The sequence below is a fragment of the Streptomyces sp. NPDC026672 genome, assembly GCF_040638185.1.
Taxonomy (GTDB): Bacteria; Actinomycetota; Actinomycetes; order Streptomycetales; family Streptomycetaceae; genus Streptomyces.
In genome coordinates this window covers 237892-260324 of record NZ_JBEZXS010000003.1, presented here as the reverse complement: position 1 = coordinate 260324, position 22433 = coordinate 237892, and the positions used below count along the sequence as shown (strand labels likewise).

1 protein-coding gene is annotated in these 22433 nt (G+C 75.6%); it reads left to right on the top strand.

Translation table 11 applies throughout. The features are described 5' to 3' along the window. Positions 1-110: 110 nt before the first annotated feature. Positions 111-22433: a non-ribosomal peptide synthase/polyketide synthase gene (locus AB0F77_RS04370; RefSeq protein ID WP_361941197.1), complete on the top strand. Its 22323-nt coding sequence runs from the start codon at positions 111-113 to the stop codon at positions 22431-22433.

Below are 22433 nucleotides of genomic sequence, written 5' to 3'. Positions count from 1 at the left end.
ACCCGCCAGATCCAGAAGGGGGCTATTGAGTAAGGCAATCCTTACCTTACTATTCGAGCGGTCGCGGCTCCGCTGAGCCGTTCACACCGCATGGGGAGGCACGGGCAGCTGTGTCGGGCAACACACGTTCATCTGCGCAGGGGACGACGGCCGAGGACTACTGGCGGGAGCGGTTCGCCGCACCGGCACCGGAGACCTCACTGCCGGCCGACTTCCCGTATCCGCCCCGCCCGCACGGCGCGGTGCCCCGAGCGCGACGCGCGGCCACGCTCGGGGCACCGGCCGACCCGGACACCCTGCTCACCGCCTTCGTGGCGCTCCTGCACCGCTACGGCGGCCCGTCGGCGACCGAGGTGACGGTCGCCCACGAAGGGCTGCCCCTGCGGATCGCCGTCGACGGCGGCGCCCCCTTCGCGGAGCTGCGCGCCCACGTCCGGGCCGTACGCGCCGACGCCGAGGCCCACCGGCTGCCGACCGCCGGGCTGTTGCGGCTGCTCGACCCCGAACCCGCCCGCGGCGGCGGCCTGTTGTGCGCCACCGGCTTCGGCGGGGCACCCTGGGACGAGGGCGGCCCGCTCGACCTCGCCCTGTCCGTGGACGGCACCCGCGTGCGCGCCGACCACCGCGCCGACCTCTTCGCACCGGAGACCGCCGAGCGGATCCTCGGCCACTACCGCACCCTCCTCGCCGACGCCCTCGCCCGCCCGGACACCCAGGTCGCCGACCTCGCCCTCCTCACCGACGACGAACGCCGCCACGTCCTCGTCGACTGGAACGACACCGCGCACGACGTGCCCGCGCACACCTGGCCCCGCATGTTCGCCGAGCAGGTCGCCGCCCGCCCGGACGACGTGGCCCTCGTCCACGGGGACGTCCGGCTCACCTACGCCGAACTCGACGCCCGCGCCGCCCGGTTGGCGCACGCCCTGGTCGCCAGGGGCGCCGGCCCCGAGCGGGTCGTGGCCCTCGCCGTGCCGCGCTCCGCCGACATGATCGTCGCCGAGGTCGCCGTCCTGAAGGCGGGCGCCGCCTATCTGCCCGTCGACACCGACTACCCGGCCGACCGCATCGCGTACATGCTCGACGACGCCCGCCCGGTCTGCCTCGTCACCACCGCCGAGATGCTGCCCGACCTCCCGCCGGGCACCGACCCGTTCGTCCTCGACGCCCCCGCGACGGCCGCCGAACTCGCCGGCCACCCCACCCACGACCCGGCGGCGGCCGACGGGCTGACGGCCGCGCACGCCGCGTACGTGATCTACACCTCCGGCTCCACCGGCCGCCCCAAGGGCGTCGTGCTCTCCCACGCCGGGGTCGCGGGGCTCGTCGCGACCCAGCGCGAACGCTTCGGCATCGGCCCGCACAGCCGGGTCCTCCAGTTCGCCTCGCCCAGCTTCGACGTCGCCTTCTGGGACCTGTGCCTCGGCCTGCTCTCCGGCGGCCGGCTCGTCGTCGTGCCCGCCGACCGCCGGGTGCCCGGCGCGCCCCTCGCGGACTACGCGCACGAGCACGGCATCACCTTCATGATCCTCCCGCCGGCCCTGCTCGCCGCGATGCCCGACGACGTCCGCCTCCCGGCCGACGCGACCCTGCTGGCCGGGACCGAACGGGTCTCGCCCGAACTCGTCGGCCGCTACGCGCGCGGCCGGATGATGTTCAACGCCTACGGGCCCACCGAGGCCACCACCAACTCCACGCTCGGGCTCTGCGACCCGGACACCCCGCCCGGCACCATCGTGCCCATCGGCGTGCCCGACCCCGGCACCCGCGCCTTCGTCCTCGACGACCGGCTGCGCCCCGTACCCGCCGGTGTCACCGGCGAGTTGTACCTCGGCGGCGAGGGACTGGCCCGCGGCTACCTCGGCCGGCCGGCCCTGACCGCCGAACGCTTCGTCGCCGCCCCCGCCGACCTGGCCGCCCACCCCGGCGAACGCCTCTACCGCACCGGCGACCTGGTCCGCCGGAAGGCCGACGGGCGGCTGGAGTTCCACGGCCGCGTCGACAGCCAGGTCAAGATCCGCGGCTTCCGTGTCGAACCCGGCGAGATCGAGTCCGTGCTGCGCGCCCACCCGGCCGTCGACCAGGCCGCGGTCGTCGTCCGCGAGGACCGTCCCGGTGAACGCCGCCTCGCCGCCTACGTGGTGCCCGCGCTCGACGGCGGCCCGGACACCGACCCGCAGGCCGGCGTCGCCGACTGGAAGGACCTGCACGAACTCCTCTACTCCGCCGCCGGATCGGACGGCTTCGAGGAGAACTTCGCGGGCTGGAACAGCATGTACGACGGACTGCCGATCCCCCTCGCGGACATGCGCGAGTGGCGCGAGGCCACCGTCGCCGGCATCCGCGCGCTGCGGCCCCGCCGCGTCCTGGAGATCGGCGTCGGCAGCGGCCTGCTGCTGTCCCGGCTCGCCCCGGACTGCGCCGAGTACTGGGGCACCGACCTGTCCGAGGAGGCCGTGCGCGCCCTCGACGCCCAGGTCTCCGCCGTCCCCGCGCTCGCCGACCGCGTCACCCTGCTCACCCGGCCCGCGCACGACCTCGCGGGACTGCCCGAGGGCCACTTCGACACCGTCGTCGTCAACTCCGTCGCCCAGTACTTCCCCGGCGGCGACTACCTCACCGGTGTGCTCCGCTCCGCCGCCGCGCTGCTCGCGCCCGGCGGCGCCCTCTTCGTCGGCGACGTCCGCAACCTGCGGCTGCTGCGCACCCTGAGCGCGGCGGTCGAACTCGGGCGCGGGCGGGGCGAGCGGGACGGCGACAAGGAGGCGCTGCGCGCCGCCGTCGACCGGGCCGTCGCCTGGGAGGGCGAACTCCTCGTCGACCCCGACTACTTCGCCACGCTCGACGGATTCACGGCCGACATCCGCGTCAAACGCGGCACCCACCACAACGAACTCACCCGCTACCGCTACGACGTAGTCCTACGCCCCGCCACTCCGACCGGCACCGACAGCCCGGACGGCCCCGACACGCCGGACGCTTCCGTCGCTCCGGCCGGGCCCGCCGCCCCGAGAGACCTGGGCAGTCCGGACGACACCGCAGGCCCGGTGGGTCCCGGTGCCCCCGGCGGCCTCGCCACTCCGACCGGCCCCGGCGTTCCGACCGGCCCCAGCGTTCCGGACGGCCCCGGCGCCCCGGACGGCCTCGGCGGCCTGGACGGCGTCGCCGCTCCGGTCGCCTTCGACGGCCCCCGTATCGCCGGGTGTGACGGAGTGGTCGAGGGTTTCGAGTCGTCCTGGGCCGGGGTCGGTTCGGTTCGGGCGCTCGGGGAACTGCTCGCCGGCCGGGCCGGGCGGGTGCGTGTCGTGGGGATTCCCAACGGGCGGCTCGACGAGGACCTCGCCGCGCTCGACGCCCTGGACGACAGCAGCAGGCCCGCCACCGGCGCCCACGGTGTCGACCCCGAGGCCCTGCACGAGACCGCCGCGCGCCACGGTCACCGCGCGGCGCTCACCTGGAACGGGGACGCCGAGGACGGCAGCCTGGACGCGGTGTTCACCCCCCTCGCGGCGGGCCGGGACGAGCCGGGCGCCGAGTACCGCGCCGGCGGCGGCCGACCGCTCACCAACCGCCCCGCGCCCTTCCGCAACGTCGCCGCGCTGATGACCACCCTGCGGGCGCACGCCGCCGAGTTCCTGCCCGACTACATGGTCCCGGCCGCCTTCGTCCCGCTCGACCGGCTGCCCGTCACCCCCAGCGGCAAGCTGGACGCCGCAGCGCTGCCCGTGCCGGACCGCACCCTCCTCGCCGGTGCCGGACGCGCCCCGGCCACCCCCCGCGAACACCTCCTGTGCGAGCTGTACGCCCGCGCCCTCGGCGTGCCCTCGGTCGGGGTCGACGACGACTTCTTCGCCCTCGGCGGGGACAGCATCGTCGCCGTCCAGCTCCTCGTCCTCGCCCGCCGCGCCGGACTGGAACTGACCCCGCGCGACGTCTTCCGCCACCGCACCGTCGCCGAACTGGCCGCCGTCGCCCGCGCGGGCACGGTCGCCGAGGACACCGCCGACGTGCCCTGGGAGGTCCCGGGACCGGACGAACTGGCCGCGCTCCAGGGGGAGTTCCCCGTCACCGTCGAGGAGGCGCTGCCGCTCGGCCCGCTCCAGGAGGGCTTCTTCTTCCACGCCCAGGTGGACGGCGCCGACTACGACGCCTACGTGGTGCAGCAGGTCGTCGAGCTGGCGGGACCCGTCGACGGCACCCTCCTGCGCCGGGCGGCCGACCGCCTCCTCGACCGGCACGCCCCGCTGCGCGCCTGCTTCCGGCAGACCCCCGACGGCCGCCCCGTCCAGCTCATCGCCTCCGGGCTCCACCTGCCCTGGCGCGAGGTCGACCTCACCGCACAGGGCGACGCGGCGCTCCGCCGCACCCTCGCCGACGCCGTCGCCGCCGACGAACGCGCCCACCGCTTCGACCTCGCCCGGCCGCCCCTCGTCCGCTGCGCACTGATCCGCACCGGCGAGGAGCGCACCCGGCTCATCCTGACGTTCCACCACATCGTCGCGGACGGCTGGTCCCTGCCCGTACTGCACCGCGAACTCCTCGCCCTGTACGGGGAGGACCCCGCCCCGCTGCCCGAGGTCGCCCCCTACCGCTCCTATCTGCGCCGGATCGCGGCCGCCGACCGCGAGGCCGCCCGCGCCGCCTGGCGCACCGCGCTGGCCGGGATCGACGACCCCACCCGCCTGGTCGACACCCCGGCACCGGCCGCGCCCGTGCGGCCCGCGCAGATCCGCGTCGAACTGTCCGAGCGCGTCACCACCCGGCTCACGGCCCGCGCCCGGGAACGCGGCGTCACCCTCGGCACCCTCGTGCAGGGCGCCTGGGGACTCCTCCTCGGGCGCACCACCGGACATCGGGACGTGCTGTTCGGCACCACCGTCGCCGGACGCGACGCCGCCGTGGACGGCATCGAGTCGATGATCGGCCTGTTCATCAACACCCTGCCCACCCGGCTCGGCTGGGCCCCCGGCGACACCCTCGGCGGGCTGCTCGACCGGCTCCAGGAACAGCAGAGCGCGCTGCTCGACCACCAGCACCTCGGACTCGCCGACATCCAGCGGGCCGCCGGGCACACGGGCGGCGGCGAACTCTTCGACACGCTCGTGGTGTTCGAGAACTACCCCGGCGCCCCCGGCGTCACCGACCCCACCGGCACGATCACCGTGACCGGGCACGCCTTCCACGACACCGTGCACTATCCGCTGGCCCTGATCGTCAAGCCCGGCCGCCGACTAGACCTACGGCTCAAGCACCACGCCGACCGCCTCGGCACCGACGCCGTGCAGGCCCTCGCCGACCGGCTCACCCTCGTCCTGCACGCCCTCGCCGACGACCCGGACGCCAGGGTCGCCGACCTCGACCTGCTCACCCCGCGCGAGCGGGCCGGTGCGCATCCGGCCGGGGAGGTCCGGCACGTCCCGGCCACCACACTGCCCGCCGCGATCGCGGCCCAGACGGCACGCACCCCCGGCGCCACCGCCGTGGTCTTCGGCGGCACGACCCTGACGTACGCCGAACTCGACGCGCGGGCCGAGGAGCTGGCGGCGCGGCTGCGGGCCCGGGGAGCGGGCAGGGAGCGGTTCGTCGGCGTCGCCGTGCCACGCTCTGCCGAGCTGATGGTGGCCCTGCTCGCCGTCCTGAAGACCGGGGCCGCGTATCTGCCCCTCGACCTGGACTACCCGGCCGACCGCCTCACCCACATGCTGACCGACTCCGGCACCACGACGGTCGTCACCACCCCCGAGGCCGCGCCCCGCCTGCCCCGGACCCCGGGCCTGGACACGATCCTCGTCGACACGGACACCCCGGCGGAGGAGACGCCGGACGTCCCGGCGGCCCCCGAGCCCGGCGACGGTGCCCCGCAGGCCGGGGCCGCCCGGCCCGACGACCCCGCCTATCTCATCTACACCTCCGGTTCCACCGGACGCCCCAAGGGTGTTGTCGTCACCCACCGGGCCATCGTCAACCGGCTCGCCTGGATGCAGGGCGCCCACCCGCTGGACCCGCGCGACCGGGTGCTGCAGAAGACGCCGTCCGGATTCGACGTGAGCGTCTGGGAGTTCTTCTGGGCGCTGTGCGAGGGCGCCGCCGTCGTCCTCGCCGCGCCCGACGGACACCGCGACCCCGCCCACCTCACCCGGCTCGTGCGGACCGAGGGCGTCACGACCATGCACTTCGTGCCGTCGATGCTGGAGGCGTTCCTCGCCTCGGACGAGGTCACCGCCGACCCCTCCTGGGCGGCGGGACTGCGCCGCGTCTTCAGCAGCGGCGAGGCCCTGCCCGGCGCCGCCGCCCGCCGCTGGCACGAACTGACCGGCGTACCCCTGCACAACCTGTACGGCCCCACGGAGGCCGCCGTCGACGTCACCCACCACACCTACGACGGCGCCCCCGACACCACCGTGCCCATCGGCCGCCCCGTGTGGAACACCGGCCTGCGCGTCCTGGACACCTGTCTGCGCCCGGTCCCCGACGGGGCGCCAGGCGAGCTGTACCTGACCGGCGTCCAGCTCGCCCGCGGCTACCACCGCCGCCCCGCGCTCACCGCGGACCGCTTCGTCGCCGACCCCTACGCGGACGAACCCGGCGCCCGCATGTACCGCACCGGCGACCTGGTGCGCCGCCGCCCCGACGGCACCCTCGACTACCTCGGCCGCACCGACCGCCAGGTCAAGCTGCGCGGCAACCGCATCGAACCCGGCGAGATCGAGGCCGCGTTGACCCGGCTGCCGGAAGTGGCGCGCGCCGCGGTCGTCGTCCGCGACCAGCGCCTCGTCGCCTACGCCGTCCCCGCCGGCGGTTCCGGCGCCGACCCCGCCGCGCTGCGCGCCGCCCTCGCCGCACAACTGCCCGCGCCCCTGGTCCCGGAGGCGTACGTCGTCCTCGCCGACCTCCCGCTCACCCCCAGCGGCAAGCTCGACCAGGCCGCGCTGCCCGCCCCCGAGGCCGAACGCGCCGTGCGCCGCGCCCCCGAGGGACCGCTGGAGCGCACGCTCACCGAGATCTTCGCCGCCGTCCTCGGCACGGACGACGTCGGCCCGGACGACGACTTCTTCCGGCTCGGCGGCGACAGCATCAGCTCCATCGGCGTCGCCGGCCGCGCCCGCGCCGCCGGCCTCGGCCTCACCCCGCGCGACGTGTTCACCCACCGCACCCCCGCCGCCCTCGCCGCGCACGCCCCGACCGCCGCCGCCCCGACCGCCGAACCCGCCCCCGCCCCGGCCGCCTTCGCGCTCACCGACGCCGAACACGCCCGCGTCCGCGCCCTCGCCGCCCCGGGCACCGTCGCCGACGTGTGGCCGCTCGCCCCCCTCCAGGAGGGCCTGTTCTTCCACTCGGCCTACGACGAGGGCGCCCTCGACGTCTACACCGTCCACGAGACCTTCGACGTCGCCGCCGGCCTCGACACCGACCGGCTCCGCGCCGCCGTGCGCACCCTGCTGCGCCGCAACCCGGGCCTGCGCGCGGGCTTCACCAGCGAAGGGCTCGACCAGCCCGTGCAGTTCATCGTCGAGGACCCGGACGTCCCCCTCGACGTCGTCGACCTCTCCCACCTCCCCGAGGCCGAACAGGACGTACGGCTGCGGGAGTCGACCGACGCCGAGCGGCACCGCCGCTTCGACCTGTCCGCGCCCCCGCTGTTCCGGCTGCTCCTGCTGCGCCTCGGCGCGGAACGCGGCGACCGGCTGGTCGTCGGCCGCCACCTCATCCTCTGGGACGGCTGGTCGGCCTGGCTGTTCCTGGACGAGCTGTTCGGGCTCTACGAGAGCGGCGGCGACGCCCGCGACCTGCCCGCGCCCGGCAGCTACCGCGACTACCTCACCTGGCTGGAGCGCCAGGACGACACGGCCGCCACCGCCGCCTGGCGCACCGCGCTGGCCGGCCTGGACGAACCCACCCTGCTGGCACCGGCCGCCGCCGACCGCCTCGAACCCGTCGTCCCCGACCGGCTCGACGTCCGGCTCACCCCCGAACTCGGCGACCGGCTGCGGGACATCGGCCGCGAGCACGGCCTCACCCTGAACACCCTGCTCAACGCCGCCTGGGGCCTCACCCTCGCCTCCGCGACCGGCCGCACCGACGTCGTCTTCGGCACCACCGTCGCCGGCCGGCCCAGCGAGGTGCCCCGGGTCGGCGACATCATCGGCCTCTTCCTCAACACCGTCCCCACCCGCATCGCCCTCGACCCCGCCGAGCCCGTCCTCGGCCTGCTCCGCCGCCTCCAGGGCGAACGGCTCGACCTCATGCCGTACGAGCACCTGAGCCTCGGCGTCCTCCAGGCCGAGACCGGACACCGCAAGCTCTTCGACACGCTGTTCGTGCTGCGCAACAACGACACCGAGGAACGGCTCGACGCACTGCGCACCCGGCACGGCGCGCGGGCCGTCGCCAACGTCGACGCCACCCACTACCCGGCCAACCTCGTTGTCACCCCCGGCCGGAGCATCGCCGTCACCCTCACCCACCATCCCGACCTGGTCCCCGCCGACCGCGCCCGCGCCCTCCTCGACCGGTTCGCCCTGCTCGTCGACCGGCTCTCCGCCGACCTCACGGCACCCGTCGGCTCCCTCGACCCGCTGCTGCCCACCGAACACGCCGCCCTGCGCGCCGAGGCCGCGGCGAGCCGGGTTCCCGACCCCGTCGACACCGTCGCCGACCTGCTCGCCGCCCAGGCCGCCCGCACCCCGGACGCCCGCGCCCTCGTCTTCGGCGAGCGCACCCTGACCTACGCGGAACTCGACGCGGCCGTCAACCGCACCGCCCGGCTGCTCCTCGACCGCGGCGCGGGACCGGAACGGGTGATCGCGCTCGGGCTGCCGCGCTCGCTCGACACCGTCGTCGCCCTGTTCGCCGTACTGCGCACGGGCGCCGCCTATCTGCCCCTGGAGCTCGACCACCCGGCCGACCGGCTCTCCCTGATGCTGGCCGACGCCCGCCCGCTCCTGCTGCTCACCACCACCGCCGTCTCCGCCACCCTCGACGGCGACCTGCCGCGCGTCCTGCTCGACGACCCCGAGGTGCGGCGCGAGCTGGCCGCCCGGCCGGACACCCTGGTCCGGCGCCGCTTCAGCCTCGAACACCCCGCCTACGTCATCTACACCTCCGGCTCCACCGGCCGCCCCAAGGGCGTCGTCACCCCCTACCGGGGCCTGACGAACATGCAGCTCAACCACCAGCGGGAGATCTTCGAACCCGCCATCGCGTCGGCAGGCGGGCGACGGCTGCGCATCGCCCACACCGTGTCGTTCGCCTTCGACATGTCGTGGGAGGAACTGCTCTGGCTCGTCGAGGGCCACGAAGTGCACATCTGCGACGAGGAGTTGCGCCGCGACGCCGAGGCGCTTGTCGCCTACTGCGAACGCCACCGCGTCGACGTCGTCAACGTCACCCCCACCTACGCCCGCCTCCTCATCGAGCAGGGCCTGCTGGAGGGGCACGTCCCGCCGCTCGTGCTGCTCGGCGGCGAGGCCGTACCGGAGACCGTCTGGTCGGCGCTGCGCGACACCGAGGGGACATACGGCTACAACCTCTACGGACCCACCGAGTACACCATCAACACCCTCGGCGGCGGCACCCTCGACAGCGCCGCCCCGACCGTCGGCCGCCCCATCCGCGGCACCCGCGCCCACCTCCTCGACGCCTGGCTGCGCCCCGTGCCCGACGGTGTGCCCGGCGAGCTGTACATCGCCGGCATCGGCCTGGCCCGCGGCTACCTCGACCGGCCCGCGCTGACCGCCGAACGCTTCGTCGCCACCCCCGCGGACCTCGCCGTCACGCCCGGCGAGCGCATGTACCGCACCGGCGACCTGGTGCGCCGCGGCCCCGACGGCAACCTCGACTTCCTCGGCCGCACCGACGACCAGGTCAAGATCCGCGGCTACCGCGTCGAACCCGGCGAGATCGAGACCGCGCTCAGCCGCCACCCGCTCGTCGCCCAGGCCGCCGTCGTGGTCCGCGACGACCGGCTCGTCGGCTACGTCGTCCCCTCCCGTGCCGGCGCCGCCGAGCGGACCGCCGCCGAGGCCGCCCAGGTGGGGGAGTGGCAGGAGATCTACTCCGACGAGTACGAGGAGATCGGCACCGCCGTCTTCACCGAGGAGTACGCCGGCTGGGACAGCTCCTACGACGGACAGCCCATCCCCTTCGAGGAGATGCACGAGTGGCGCGAGGCCACCCTCGCCCGCATCCGCTCCCTGAACCCCCGCCGCATCCTCGAGATCGGCGTCGGCTCCGGCCTGCTGCTCTCCCGCCTCGCCCCCGACGCCGAGGCGTACTGGGCCACCGACTTCGCCGCGCCCGTCATCCGCAAGATCGGCGAGGAGGTGCGGCGCGACCCCGCGCTCGCCGCCAAGGTCGAACTGCGCTGCCGCCCGGCCGAGGACCTCACCGGCCTGCCCACCGGCTACTTCGACACCGTGGTCATCAACTCCGTCGTCCAGTACTTCCCGAGCCTCGACCACCTCACCGCCGTGCTGCGCGGAGCCATGGACCTGCTCGCGCCCGGCGGCGCCCTCTTCGTCGGCGACGTCCGCAACCTGCGCCTCGCCCGCACCTTCCACACCGAGATCCAGCGCGCCCGCGGCACCACCGGCGCCGACCTGGAACGGGCGGTGGAGCGCGGCCTGCGCCTGGAGAAGGAACTCCTCGTCGACCCGGACTACTTCACCACCCTCGGCCACCGCGTCGACCTGCGCACCAAGCGCGGCCGCCACCACAACGAGCTGACCCGCCACCGCTACGACGTGGTCCTCCACACCGGCGAGCCCGACGTACGGCTCGACGACGTCCCGGCCGTCGAGTGGAGCACCGCCCACACCGTCGGCGAACTCGCCGGCGGCGGCCTGACCTCCGAGGCCGTCGGCCGGCTCCTGGCCGCCGCCGGGAGGCCGGCCCGCCGCACCGGCGGCGAACGCCCCCGCGCCGACCGGCCCGCCGCCCTGCGCGTCACCGGCATCCCGGACGGCCGGACCACCGAGGACGGCATCGACCCGGAGACCCTGCACGCGCTCGGCGAGGCCGCCGGACATCAGGTGCTCACCACCTGGTCGGCCCGGACCGGAACGTTCGACGCCGTCTTCCTCGCTGCCGGAGCCCGCCTCACCGGCGGCCTGTACCGCCCCTCGGGCGCCCCCGTCCTCGCCAACGACCCCACCGCCGCCCGCGAGGCGAGCGCCCTGGTGCGGCGGCTGCGCGAGGACCTGGGCCGTGAACTGCCCGACTACATGGTCCCGGCCGCCTTCGTCACCGTCGACGGCCTCCCCATGAACGCCAACGGCAAGCTCGACGTGCGCGCCCTGCCCGACGCCGAGCCCGCCGTCGCCCTCGGCGGCGGACGCGGCCCGCGCACCCCGCAGGAGGAGGTGCTGTGCCGGCTGTTCGCCGAGGTGCTGGGGCTGCCCGAGGCCGGCGCCGAGGACAACTTCTTCGACCTGGGCGGCCATTCGCTGCTCGCCACCCGGCTGATCAGCCGCGCCCGCACCGAACTCGGCGCCGAACTCGCCATCCGCGACCTCTTCGAGGCGCCCACCCCCGAACAGCTCGCGGGCCGCGCCGACAACGGCAGGCCGGCGCGGCCCCCGCTCACCCCGCAGGAACGGCCGGAGCGCGTCCCGCTGTCGGCCGCCCAGCGCCGGCTGTGGCTCGTGGAACACCTCACCGACGCACCCGGACAGGGCGGGGCGGCGTACAACTTCCCGCTGGTCGTCCGGTTGCGCGGCACCCTCGACGTCCCCGCGCTGCACGACGCCCTGCACGACGTCACGGTCCGGCACGAGTCGCTGCGCACCCTCGTCGGCGAGCACGACGGCGTGCCGTACCAGCGGATCGTCGCCGCCGAGGAGGCACGCCCGCCGCTCACCCTCACCGACTGCGCCGAGGCCGACCTGCCCGCGCTGGTCGAGTCCGCGCAGCGCCGGCCCTTCGACCTGACCCGCGAACTCCCGCTGCGCGCCGAGGTGTTCCGGGTCGGCGCCGAGGACCACGTGGTCGCCCTCGTCCTGCACCACATCACCACCGACGAGTGGTCCGACCGGCCGTTCCTGGCCGACCTGGACTCCGCGTACACCGCCCGCGCCGCGGGCCGCGCCCCCGACCGGCCCCCGCTGCCCGTGCAGTACGCCGACCACACCCTGTGGCAGGAGCGCCTGCTCGGCACCCTCGGCGAACGCCAACTCGCCTACTGGACCGAGGCGTTGCGCGGCGCCCCGGAGGAACTGACGCTGCCCCTGGACCGCAGGCGGCCCGCGGAGCCCACCGGCCGCGGCGCCACCGTGCGCCGCACCGTGTCCCCGGAGACCGGGCGGGCCCTGCGCGAACTGTCCGCCGCCACCGGCACCAGCATGTTCATGGTGTTCCAGGCCGCCACCGCCGCACTGCTGCACCGGCTGGGCGCGGGCGACGACATCCCCCTCGGCGCCCCCATCGCCGGCCGCACCGACAGCGGCCTGGACGACCTGGTCGGCTTCTTCGTCAACACCCTCGTCCTGCGCGCCGACCTGTCCCGCCCGCACGACGGCGAGCTCACCTTCCGCGGTCTGCTGGCCCGGGTGCGCGAGCGCTCCCTCACCGCGTTCGAGCACCAGGACATCCCCTTCGACCGGGTCGTCGAGGCCGTCAACCCGCCCCGCGCGGCCGGCCGCAACCCCCTCTTCCAGGTCATGCTGGGCTACCACCACCGCCCCGACGGCGACCCCGCCACCGTGCTCGGACTGCCCGCCGACTGGTACGACATGGACACCGGCGCCGCCAAATTCGACCTGCACTTCACCTACGTCGACGAGTCCGACCGTGTGCTCCTGCTCCTGGAGTACGCCACCGACCTCGTCGACCCCGTCACGGCCGAGGCGCTGGCCGCCCGCGCGACCCGGCTCCTCGCGCAGGCCGCCGCCGCACCGGACGTCCCGCTCGGGGACCTGGAGATCCTGCACGAGGACGAACGGGCCCGGCTCCTCACCGGCTGGAACGACACCGCCCGGGCCGTCCCGGAGCTGACGCTCCCCGAACTGTTCCGGGCCCAGGTGGCCCGCACCCCCGACGCCACCGCCCTCGTCTTCGAAGAACAGCGGCTCAGCTATGCCGAACTGCACGTTCGGGTCGAGCACACCGCCCGCGTCCTGGCCGGCCTCGGCGCGGGCCCCGAGCGGACCGTCGCCGTCGCCCTGCCGCGCTCGGCGGACCTTGTCGTCGCGCTGCTCGCCACGCACCGCGCGGGTGCCGCCTATCTGCCACTGGACCCGGACTACCCGGAGGACCGGCTCGCTCTCATGATTGAGGACGCCCGCCCGGTGTGTGTCGTCCGCGACGTCCTGCCCACCGGCCCGCTGGGCGAGCTGCCGACGTCGTACGACCCCCGGCACCCGGCGTACGTCATCTACACCTCCGGTTCCACCGGCCGTCCCAAGGGTGTCGTCGTCCCGCACGAGGGGATCGTCAACCGACTGCTGTGGATGCAGGACACCTACCGGCTGACGGCCGAGGACAGGGTGCTGCAGAAGACGCCCTCCAGCTTCGATGTGTCGGTGTGGGAGTTCTTCTGGCCGCTGATCACCGGCGCAACCCTGGTCGTCGCCCGGCCCGAGGGCCACCGTGACCCCGCCTACCTGGCCGGGCTGATCCGCGCCCGGAACGTCACCACCGTTCACTTCGTGCCCTCGATGCTCCAGCTCTTCCTGGAGGAGCCGGCCGCCGCCGACTGCACCGGCCTGCGCCGCGTGATGTGCAGCGGCGAGGCCCTGCCGGCTGCCCTGACCCGGCGCTTCCACGAGGTGCTCGACGCCGGACTGCACAACCTCTACGGCCCCACCGAGGCATCCGTCGACGTCACCGCGATCGAGATCGGCCCCGGCGCGACCGCCGTCCCCATCGGCCGCCCGGTCTGGAACACCCGCCTCCACGTCCTCGACGCCGGCCTGCGCCTGGTGCCGCCCGGCGTGCCCGGCGAGCTGTACCTGGCGGGCGTCCAGCTGGCCCGCGGCTATCTGGACCGGCCCGGCCTGACCGCCGAACGGTTCGTCGCCGACCCCTACGGTCCGGCGGGCAGCCGCATGTACCGCACCGGCGACCTGGCCCGCTGGACGGCCGACGGCACGGTCGAATACCTCGGCCGCACCGACGATCAGGTGAAGGTGCGCGGCTTCCGCGTCGAGCCCGGCGAGATCGAGGCCGTGCTCGCCGCCCATCCGGCCGTCGCGCACGCCACGGTCGCCGTGCACGGTCAGGCGCTCGTCGCCTTCGTCGTCCCCGCCGTGGGCCCCGTGGTGGACGCGACCGCCCTGCGCGCCCACGCCGCCGCCGTGCTCCCCGCGCACATGGTCCCGGCCGCCTATGTCACCCTCGACGAGCTGCCGCTCACCCCCAGTGGCAAGCTCGATCGCAAGGCCCTGCCCGCCCCCGAGTTCACCACGGCCACCAGCGCGGGCACCCCGCCGCGCACCCCGCGCGAGGAACTCCTGTGTGCCGAGTTCGCCGCCGTCCTCGGACTCGAACGCGTCGGCCCCGACGACGACTTCTTCGCCCTCGGCGGCCACTCGCTGATCGCGATGCGCCTCGTCGGCCGGGTCCGCGCCGCCCTCGGCCGGGACCTGTCGCTGCGCACGGTCTTCGACGCCCCCACCCCCGCCCGGCTCGCCGCCCGCCTCGACGCGGACGCCGCCTCCGCACGGCCCGCCCTGGAGACCGGCCGCCCGCTGCCCGAACGGCTCCCGCTGTCCCCGGCCCAGCGCCGGCTGTGGCTGCTGCACCAGGTGGAGGGGGCCGACCCGGCGTACAACCTCCCCTCCGTGTGGCGGCTCACCGGCGACCTCGACCGGGACGCCCTCGAAGCCGCCCTGAACGACGTCGTCGCCCGGCACGCACCGCTGCGGACCGTGTTCCCGGCCGTCGACGGGGTGCCGTACCAGCACGTCCTCGACCCGGAGGAGGCCCGCGTCCGGCTCACCACCGCGCCGTACCCGGACCTCGCCGCCGAGGCCGCCCGCCCCTTCGACCTCGCGCGTGAACTCCCGCTGCGCGCCGTGCTGTCCACGACCGGCCCCCGGGAGCACGTGCTGCTGCTCCTGCTCCACCACATCGCCACCGACGAATGGTCCGAACGCCCCCTCCACACCGACCTCGGCACCGCCTACGCGGCCCGCAGCACCGGCCGGGCACCCGACTGGGCGCCGCTGCCCGCGCGGTACGCCGACTACACCCTCTGGCAGCGCGACCTGCTCGACGCGGCCGAAGACGACCTGCTGGCCCACTGGACCGGTGTGCTCGCCGGACTCCCCGTCGAACTGGACCTGCCCACCGACCGGCCCCGCCCCGCCGAGTCGAGCGGACGCGGCGGCACCGTCGGCTTCACCGTCCCGCCCCGCCTCGAACAGGCCCTGCGCACCCTCGCCCGCGACCACGGCGTCAGCATGTTCATGGTCGCCCAGGCCGCCGTGGCCGCCCTGCTGCACCGCCTCGGCGCGGGCGACGACATCCCGCTCGGCGCCCCGGTCTCCGGCCGCGCCGACGCGGCCCTGGACGACCTCGTCGGATTCTTCGTCAACTCCCTGGTCCTGCGCACCGATCTGTCCGGCGACCCGACCTTCGCCGACCTCCTCGCCCGGGTCCGCGAGAGCGACCTCGCCGCCTACGAGCACCAGGACCTGCCCTTCGAACGGCTGGTGGAGGCCCTCAACCCCGAACGCTCCCTCGCCCGGCACCCGTTGTTCCAGGTCATGGTCGTCCACCTGGCGGGCCAGGGCGAAGGACCCGTCCTGCCGGGACTCACCGCCCGACGTGACACCGTCGCCCAGGACACCGCCAAGTTCGACCTCAGCTTCGACTTCGTCGAACAGGGCGACGGCGCCGGCATCCAGGGCTGGATCGAGTACAGCGCCGACCTGTTCGACCACGGGACGGCCGAACTCCTCGCCCGGCGGCTGGAGTCGCTCCTCGACCAGGTCGCCGCCGACCCCGGCGGGCGGATCGCCGCCCTCGACGTCCTGCGCGACGACGAGCGCGCCCTCGTCCTCACCGAGTGGAACGACACCGCCAGGACCGTCCCCGACCTCACCCTCCCCGAACTCTTCCGCGCCCGGGCCGCCCGCACCCCCGCCGCCACCGCCGTCGTCTTCGAGGGCACCGCGCTCACCTACGCCGAACTCGACCTGAGGGTGGAACGCCTCGCCCACACCCTCGCCGCGCACGGCGCGCGCGCCGAGGCCCTCGTGGCCGTCGCCCTGCCGCGCTCCCTCGCCCTAGTGGTCACCCTGCTCGCGGTCCACCGGGCGGGCGCCGCCTACCTGCCCCTCGACACCGGCTACCCGGCCGACCGGCTCGCGTACACCCTGGACGACGCACGCCCCGTCTGCCTGGTGACCGCCGAGGGCGTCGACCTGCCCGCCACGGACGTGCCCCGCCTCACCGTGGACGGCGACGGCCACCCCGAGCACCCCGCCCACGCCCCCCTGCCCACCCGGTACGACCCGCGCCACCCGGCCTACGTCATCTACACCTCCGGCTCCACCGGCCGCCCCAAGGGCGTCACCGTCCCCCACCGGGGCATCACCAACCGGCTGCTGTGGATGCAGGACGCCTACCGCCTCGACGCCGCCGACCGCGTGCTCCAGAAGACCCCCGCCGGATTCGACGTGTCCGTCTGGGAGTTCTTCTGGCCGCTCGTCACCGGGGCCACCCTGGTCGTGGTCCGCCCGGAGGGCCACCAGGACCCCGCCCACCTCGCCGACCTGATCCGGCGCGAAGGCGTCACCACCGCCCACTTCGTGCCGTCGATGCTGCGCGCCTTCCTCGCCGAACCCGCCGCCGCGACCTGCACCTCGCTGCGCCAGGTGATGTGCAGCGGCGAGGCCCTGCCCGCCCCGCTCGCCGCCCGCTTCCACACCGTCCTGCCCGGCACCCGGCTGCACAACCTCTACGGTCCCACCGAGGCGTCCGTCGACGTCACCTCCCACGAGGTGCCCGCCGACCCCGCCACCGTGCCCATCGGCCGCCCCGTGTGGAACACCCGCGCCTACGTCCTGGACGCCGCCCTGCGCCCGGTCCCGCCCGGCGTGGCCGGCGAACTGTACCTGGCGGGTGTCCAGTTGGCCCGCGGCTACCTCCACCGCCCCGCCCTGAGCGCCGAACGGTTCGTCGCCGACCCGTACGCCGACGAGCCCGGCGCCCGTATGTACCGCACCGGCGACCTCGCCCGCTGGAACGCGGACGGCGCGCTCGACTACCTCGGCCGCGCCGACGACCAGGTGAAACTGCGCGGCTTCCGCATCGAGCCGGGCGAGGTCGAGACCGTGCTCGCCGGCCACCCGGCCGTCACCCACGCGGCCGTCCTCGTCCGCGACGAACGGCTCGTCGCCTACGTCGTCCAGGGCGCGGGGGAGAGCGTGGACTCGGCCGCACTGCGCGCCCACGCCGCCCGGTCGCTGCCCGACCACATGGTGCCCGCCGCCGTCCTCACCCTCGACACCCTCCCGCTCACCCCCAACGGCAAGCTCGACCGCCGGGCCCTGCCCGCGCCCGACTTCGCCGCCGAGGTCACCGGCACCCGCCCGCGCACCCCGCTGGAGGAGACCCTGTGCGGGCTCGTCGCCGACGTCCTCGGCCTCGAACGCGTCGGCGTCGAGGACGACTTCTTCTCCCTCGGCGGGGACAGCATCGTCGCCATGCAACTGGTGGCCCGCGCCCGCGCCGCCGGACTCGCGTTCAGCCCGCGCGACGTCTTCCGGCACAAGTCCGCCGCAGGACTCGCCACGGTGACCACCACCGACGTCGGCCCGGCCGGCCGCCCGGACACCGTCCTGCTCGACCTCACCGACGCCGAACGCGCCGAACTCGCCGCCCTGCCCGCGGGCACGGAACTCCTGCCGGTCTCCCCGCTCCAGGCCGGCCTCCTCTTCCACGCCGCGCTCGACTCCGGCGACGAGGGCCCCGACGTCTACACCGTCCAGGTCTCCTACGACCTCGAAGGACCCCTCGACGCCGACCGGCTGCGCACCGCCGCACAGGACCTGCTCGACGCCCACGAGAACCTGCGCGGCGGCTTCCGGCACCTGTCCTCCGGGCGGCCCGTCGCCGTCGTACCGCGCACCGTCGCCCTGCCCTGGCGTCGGCTCGACCTCACCGGCCGGGCCGACGACACCGAGGCGTGGCAGCGGCTGCTCGCCCAGGAACGCCGCCGCTTCGACCCCGAACGGCCGCCGCTGCTGAGGCTGCTGCTGGCCGGGCTCGGCCCGGACCGGCACCGGCTCGTCCTCTCCCACCAGCACCTCCTCCTGGACGGCTGGTCCCTGCCCCTGCTCACCGCCGAGCTGTGGGCGCGCTACGCGGGCCGCACCCCGGCCCCGCCCACCCCGTACCGCGAGCACCTGCGGCTGCTTGCCGGACAGGACCCGGCCGCCGCGGCGGCGGCCTGGGCCGAGGCGCTCGACGGGCTCGCCGAACCCACCCGGCTCGCCCCCGCCGACCCCGACCGCACCGCCGTCGTCCCGCACACCCACACGGCGGAGCTGAGCACGGGGGACACCGCGCGACTCGACACGTTCGCCAGGAGCCGCGGCATCACCCTCAACACCCTCGTGCAGGCCGCCTGGGGCGTGCTGCTCGGACGGCTGACCGGACGGGACGACGTGGTGTTCGGCGCGACCGTCGCCGGACGCCCGCCGGAACTCCCCGGCGCCGACGGCATGATCGGCCTGTTCATCAACACCGTGCCCGTCCGGGTGCGGGTGCGCCCGCAGGAGTCCACCGCCGCCCTGCTGGAGCGGATCCAGGACGAGCAGTCCCGGCTCATCGCCCACCAGCACCTCGGCCTCGCCGACATCCAGCGCGCCGCGGGACTCGGTGAACTCTTCGACACCCTCGTGGTGTTCGAGTCGTACCCCGTCGCGGAGGACACGGCGGAGGGCGGGGCGGAGGGCGTCGCCGTGCCGCGCAGCACCGTCCGCGACCACGAGGACGCCACCCACTACCCGTTCGCCTGGGCCGTCGAGCCCGCCGAACGGCTGCGGCTGACCGCCGAGTTCCGCCCCGACCTGTTCGAGGCGGCCACCGTACGGCGGATCACCGACGCCCTCACCACCCTCCTCGCCGGCATGGCCGCCGACCCGGACCGCCCCGTCGGCCGCCTCGACCTGCTCGGCGATACCGACCGGCACACCGTCCTGGAGACCTGGAACGACACCGGGCACCTCCCGGCGGCCCACCTCCCCGGCACCGTGCCCGCCCTGTTCGCCGCCCAGGTCGCCGCGAGCCCCGACGAGACCGCCGTCACCGACGGCCGCACGACCTGGACCTTCGCCCGACTGGCCGCCCGCGTCGAGGAGTTGGCGCGCGTCCTCGCGGCCAGGGGCGCCGGACCCGAGCGGTACGTCGGCCTCGCCCTGCCCCGCACCGCCGACCACATCGCCGCGATCCTCGCCGTCATGCGGTCCGGCGCCGCCTGTCTGCCCCTCGACCCCGGACTGCCCGCCCCCCGTCTCGGCGGCATGCTCGACGACGTCCGCCCGGTGCTGATCCTCACCACCGGGGAGACCGCGCCCGCGCTGCCCGCGACCGACGTGCCCGTCCTGCGGATCGACACCCCCCTGGACGGCCTGCCGCAGAGCGAACCCACCCCGCCCGGCCCCGGCCACCCCGCCTACGTCATCCACACCTCCGGCTCCACCGGCCGCCCCAAGGGCGTCGTCGTCACCCAGCGCGGCCTCGCCGACCTCTTCCACAGCCACCGCCACGACCTGCACGAACCCACCCGCCGCCGCACCGGACGCCGGCACCTGCGCGTCGCCCACGCCTGGTCGTTCTCCTTCGACGCAGCCTGGCAGCCCCAGCTGTGGCTGCTCGACGGGCACGCCCTGCACATCGCCGACGACGAGACCCGCCGCGACCCCGAACTGCTCGCCGCCTTCGTCCGCGACCACGGCATCGACTTCATCGAGGTCACCCCCTCCCTGCTGGCGCAGATGGCGGACAGCGGGCTGATCACCGACGACGGCGACTGCCCGCTCGCCCTGGTCGGCTTCGGCGGCGAGGCCGTCTCCGAGTCGCTGTGGGCCCGCCTCGCCGCGCTGCCGTCGACCGACGCCGTCAACCTCTACGGACCCACCGAGGCCACCGTCGACGCGCTCGTCGGCCACGTCCGCGACAGCACGCGCCCCGTCGTCGGCCGCCCCGTCCACGGAACACGCGCCTACGTCCTCGACACGGCCCTGCGCCCGGTGCCGCCCGGCGTCACCGGAGAGCTGTACCTCTCCGGGCCCGGCCTCGCCCGCGGCTACCTCGACCGCCCCGGCGCCACCGCCGAACGGTTCGTCGCCGACCCGTACGCCCACGAGCCCGGTGCCCGCATGTACCGCACCGGCGACCTCGCCCGGCACCACGAGGACGGACTCCTGGAGTTCGCCGGACGCACCGACGACCAGGTCAAGATCCGCGGCTTCCGCGTCGAACTCGCCGAGGTCGAGGCCGCCCTGGACGCCCACCCGGCCGTCGAGCGGACCGTCGTCATGGCCCGCGAGGACCGGCCCGGCCTCCGCCGGATCGTCGCCTGGTCGGTCGTCCCCGACGGCGGCGCCGACCCCGCCGCGCTGCGCGCCCACGCCGCGCGGCTGCTGCCCGACTACATGGTCCCGGCCGCCGTGGTCCCCCTGGAACGGCTGCCGCTGCTGCCCAACGGCAAGCTCGACCGGGCCGCCCTGCCCGCCCCGGACTTCACCGCGGCGAGCGGCGGCCGGGCCCCCGCGAACGACACCGAACGCGCGCTGCGTGACCTGTTCGCCGACGCCCTCGGCCTGCCCGCCGGGGCGATCGGCACCGACGACGACTTCTTCGCCTTCGGCGGGGACAGCATCGTCGCCATGCAACTGGTGGCCCGCGCCCGCGCCGCCGGACTGCGCGTCACCCCGCGCCAGGTCTTCCGGCACCGCACCGTCGCCGCCCTGGCCGCCGTCGCCGCACCCCTCGCCGCCGGCGAACGCCGTGCCGCCCACGACGACGGCACCGGCACCGTCCCGCTCACCCCGATCATGCGCGCCCTGCTGGAACGCGGCGGCCCCATCGCCGCCTACCACCAGGTGGCCCTCGTCCGCACCCCCGCCGACCTCACCGAACCCGGACTGCTGGACGTGCTGCGGGCGCTCGCGGGGCGGCACGACATGCTCCGCGCCCGGCTCGTGCGCGGACCCGAGCCGGTCCTCGACGTGCCGCCCGCCCGGGACACCGACGTCAGCACCTGGCTGCGCCGGGTCGACGTCCGGGAGACCGAGCTGCGCGCCGCGATCACCCGGCACGCCGAGGAGGCCCGCGCGGGCCTGGACCCCGACACCGGGGCCATGGTGCGCGTCGTCTGGTTCGACGCCGGACCCGGACGGCACGGCCGGCTGCTGATCCTCGTCCACCACCTGGTGATCGACGGCGTCTCCTGGCGGGTGCTGCTGCCCGACCTCGCCACCGCCTGGGCCGCCGTCCGCACCGGCCGCACCCCCGTCCCCGCCCCCGTGGAGATGTCGTTCGCCCGCTGGTCCCGGCTGCTCGCCGCCCGCGCGGGCGAACCGGCCACCGAGGACGAACTGCCCTGGTGGACCGACACCTTCGCCGCGGGCGCCGACCTGCCCCTGGCCCGGCCGCTCGACCCGGCCCGGGACACCGTCGCCACCACCCGCTACCTCTCCCTGACCCTGCCCGCCGATGTCACCGGGCCGCTGCTCGGCCGGGTCCCGGCCGTCCTCGGCGCCACCGTCAACGACGTCCTGCTCACCGCGTTCGCCCTCGCCGTCGGCGACTGGCGGTCCCGCACCCTCGGGGCGGGCGGGGCGGGCGGGGCGGTGCTGGTCGACCTGGAGGGCCACGGCCGCGAGGAGGAACTCGCGGGCGACGCCGACCTGTCCCGCACCGTCGGCTGGTTCACCAGCGTCGTACCGGTACGGCTCGACCCGGGGGACGCCGACCGGGCCGACGCCCTGGCCGGCGGGCCCGCGCTCGACACCGCCCTCGCCCGGGTCCGCGCGCACCTGGCCGCCCTGCCCACCGCGGGCATCGGCCACGGGCTCCTGCGCCACCTCAACCCCACCACCGGCCCGCGCCTGGCCCGACTGGGCGAACCGCAGATCGAGTTCAACTACATGGGCCGCTTCGACCACCCGGAGGCCGCCGACTGGTCCTACGCCGCCGAGGACGACGCCGCCGACCTCGACGCCGACCCGGGCATGCCGCTCTCGCACGCCCTCACCCTCAACGCCCTCACCGAGGACCGCCCCGAGGGCCCCGAACTCGCCGCCCACTGGGCCTACGCCGCCGGACTCCTCACCGAGGACGCCGTACGGGACCTCGCCCGCACCTGGTTCCGCGCCCTGGAGGCGGTGGTGCGCCGGGCCACCGCCCTCGACCGCACCGGCGACCACCCCGCCGACGCCGACCGCACCGGCACCGACCCCACCCACGACGACCGGGCCTGA